The sequence below is a fragment of the Aequorivita vitellina genome (assembly GCF_022008365.1).
Classification (GTDB): domain Bacteria; phylum Bacteroidota; class Bacteroidia; order Flavobacteriales; family Flavobacteriaceae; genus Aequorivita; species Aequorivita vitellina.
The window spans coordinates 1-3,672 of record NZ_JAIRBA010000064.1 but is presented as its reverse complement, the minus strand read 5'-3'; the positions used below and the strand labels follow the sequence as shown (position 1 = coordinate 3,672).

The window sequence follows — 3,672 nt, the reverse complement described above, 5'->3', positions numbered from 1 at the left end:
AGAATTTTTGCAATTGCTAAAAGGGAGGAGCCTTTTGTAAAATTATCCAATTAAAAATTTGTTTTTAACTTAGAATGCTCAGTGTGACATATTTGATGGAGATTTGAGATGTGAGATGTGAGATGTGAGATTTGAATCTAGAGGCTAGAAACTAGAGGCTAGAGGCTAGAAGTTAGAGACTTGAGATAAGGTGAGCCAAATTTGGGCATTTTGACTGTGCTTGGTGTGACAGGTGGGGTTTAGTTTTTAGTAAATTTTACTGTTTCAAAATTTTGGGTTGCATTTATTTTACAGAAATACATGCCGCTGCTGAAATTTGATAAATTTAATGTGATTGCGTTTTTTCCGGATTGGAGGTTTTCAATTGGTACAGATTTTACCACTTTTCCCATAATATTGTAAATGGTAATGGTAGCATTTTTCGATTCATTTATATCAAATTCAAAGGAAACTGAATCATTGAATGGGTTCGGTACGACTTTAATTTTATTTTTGAGAGCAGTGAAATCGTTATCACTTGTTCCGAGTCCGCCACCTTGTAAAGTGCGATCTATACATTCAAAACCTAATAGGCCGTTAGGGTTATGCACTGTAAAGCCTTCACTTTGGGTGAGTATCCAGATATTTCCCAAGGTATCTAAAGCCAAATCTTCAACCTGCTTGTGTGCTACAGGAGAGGAGCTTGCTAAAAATGTAGAAAATGTATTTCCCGTGCCGTCAAAATATGAAAGTCCGCCGTCGCCGTTATTCACAAAGGCTCCTAAGTAAATAATATTATTTGTTTTATCAATTTCGACTGCCCATACATGGTTTTCGGCTATGTTGGAATTCGAGGTATTCCAATTGGTCCAAGTAGTACCATCGTGTTTCCATAAGCCTTCAGAAGTGCCAAGCCACATATTGTCATCGGCATCAAATTCGATATCGTAAATATACTCCACTCCTACTGCGGTTAAATCTACCGTGCTCCAAGTACCATTGTCATAAACATCATATCCGTACCAATGGCCTAAATACATTTTGCCTCCTGCCCGCGCCGCGAGACATTTTGGGTAGGCTGATATTCCGGTGTTCATATTATAATACTCCCACGAATTTGTATTTTTATCATATACGAAGGTATCATGCGAACTATAGCGAATAAAAAATACCTTTCCATTATCTGTTCCAGCAATTTCGTCAGGGCCACCAAAATATGGATGTGTATTTGTGTTGTTCCAAATTACCCAGGAGGCATAATCGTGATAATCACCGTTGGGAAGTTGAACAGCTGTGCCATCGCTGCCATCGTACGAAAACCAAATATCACCGTCGGGGGTTTCTGTTACATAGCGTCCGATAGTACTTTGTGATTGTGGACTGGGGAAGAGACCTTCATTCCAAGGTCCGTATACTTCCCAATTAGGGCATTCCATCACCTGTATTCCCCCATTTCCATTTGCAAACCATTTGTTGTTTCGGCTGTCAATAAACACATCTTCATTAGAATTTTCGGCAAGAGCCGTACTATGGCTGGTATAATTTATCCATTGCCCATTATCATATCTACTAACACCACTACTTCCCGCTATCCAATAATTATCTTCAGCATCAATATAGCAGCTCAAATTAAAATCTGGACCAACTACGGCAGTCCAATTTGTACCGTCGAACATCATAACACGGTAGGTGTCGCATAAAATAGTTTTATCGTCGCGTATATACATTCTTTTGGCTGTGAAATCGGAAATAGGCCAGGTTGAATTATTTAAATGCGTCCAATTTGTACCATCAAAAATATCGACGTTAGCGCCATTGCAAATCCAAACCCTGTTTGCATCATCAATCATTAATTCCTTGGCATTTACAGAAGACAACCCGCTATTTGAAGGCGTGTATAATGTCCAATTTACGCCGTCGTATTTAATTAAGCCATCAAGGCCCATTATCCATACATTATTGTCTTGGTCAACTGCAATATCTCGTAATATGCCAGATTGAAGACCGGAATTGGTCTGTGTATAATACGTCCAATCTGTCCCATTGAAATGCCCTACTCCACCCTCAATGCCAGGATCGCCAGTGGCAACCCACAGGTCGTTATTAGCAGCAATTGCCAATCCTCTAATTCCGTCGGTTGTCAAGGGTGTATTTGCCGAGGTGTAATGTTGCCAAGACAGGCCATCTGCCGAGGTTGCCAAGCCTCCATTGGTACCCACCCAAATTCTATCGTTGTTATCGAAATCAATATCATTGATTGTTTCATCGGGCAGATAGTTATCGCCATAGGTGCCCCAATTTGTAAATGTAGTGCCATCAAAGCGAGTAACACATCCCGCTCCAGCACTTGGTACGCGTCCTCCCATCCAAATATTGTTAAAACGATCGCCGCGCACGATGTAGTGCTGACTTCCACCGACACCAGTATTATCGGCTCGAAAATATGTCCAATTAGGATCGCTAGTGGGAAATTGTGCTTGTATTGTTTGAAATGCAATTATGACAGCAAATAGCGAGCGTAATAAATATTTCATCGATATTAATTTAAAATAATAATGGTTTTTTTAGAGTTTAAGTTAAATTATTAAATACAATATAAATAATTTAATTCGGTATTATTTAAGCAAACACATTGACACGGATGCAATCGGCGTCGGTGTTATATATAAAACATTCAATAAACAAAATACCCTACTTTTTTGTGAATGGTTGATTTGGGAGTTGGGTTAACCACGGAGAGCACAAAGGTGGCACAAAGGACACGGAGAAAATGGAAATAGGGTTTGTTGATTTGTTGATTGGTTGATTGGTAAATTGGTTAATTCGGGATTAATTGATTTGGGATTCGTTGATTTGGGATTTGTGATTTGTGGATATGGGGTTCGGAGGGGGGCGGTGCCATATGTGGGCTAACCACAAAGGGCACTGAGGAGGCATAAAGGACACAAAGTGGGATGGGTTTGATTGATGTGGGTTTTAGGGGGTGTAATTTGGGTAGTTTTTGGATTTAAGTTAGTTGGCTTGTGCTTTTTTCGGGTGTGCTCCTTCCCCTTAGAAAAGATTAATTTGAAAGATTCGTGTTTATTTAAGGGGAAGGTGGCAGCTGGGAATATGTTGGTTATATGCTATATGTTTTTTCCAGCTGACGGAAGGGGTTTTTCTCCATAGTCGGTAGTTGGTAGTCTTTAGTCGGTAGTGAGTAGCCGGGCTTCTTGATTGACCTTCCTATCCTCGGGCATCCGACAGCTATCAGATTGGGGAGTTTGGGTAGTACCTAGATGAAAGTTGTAGGGTAAATTGGAACCACGACTCACGACTGAAGGGACGCACGACTCATGAAACCTGACTCAGGACGGTTTGGAACTTTAATTTGAAGGTCGGAACTTAATTGACTGAGGGGTCCCGTTGTAACATCGGGATTCTATAGAGGTTACCGAGTTGCGAAGTCGGGCCCCTCGATACACCCTCCTATCGTCGGGCACTCGGGGACCTTTGAGTAGTGACTAAATGAGAGATATAGGATGCAAGCAAATGTAACATTTACCCCTTCCGTCCGCCGGAACATAATGGTAACTGTTAATATAAATTATAGCCGGCGGCCACCTTCCCCTTCAATAAACCTCTGTCTTTCAAAGTAAAATATTGCGAAGGGGAAGGAGCTCTCCTTTGAACTGAAATAGAGGAAAGAAGAAA

General features: G+C 40.8%; 1 protein-coding gene. It reads right to left on the bottom strand.

Annotated features, from left to right (window positions below; translation table 11 throughout):
• Positions 1-239 precede the first annotated feature (239 nt).
• Positions 240-2,513: a Periplasmic ligand-binding sensor domain-containing protein gene (locus tag K8089_RS15860; RefSeq protein ID WP_237604273.1), complete on the bottom strand. Its 2,274-nt coding sequence runs from the start codon at positions 2,511-2,513 to the stop codon at positions 240-242.
• Positions 2,514-3,672 lie beyond the last annotated feature (1,159 nt).

Bases quoted from the DNA above. Each gene is read 5' to 3' on its own strand.
- K8089_RS15860 (WP_237604273.1), bottom strand. From the start codon at position 2,513: ATGAAATATTTATTACGCTCGCTATTTGCTGTCATAATTGCATTTCAA.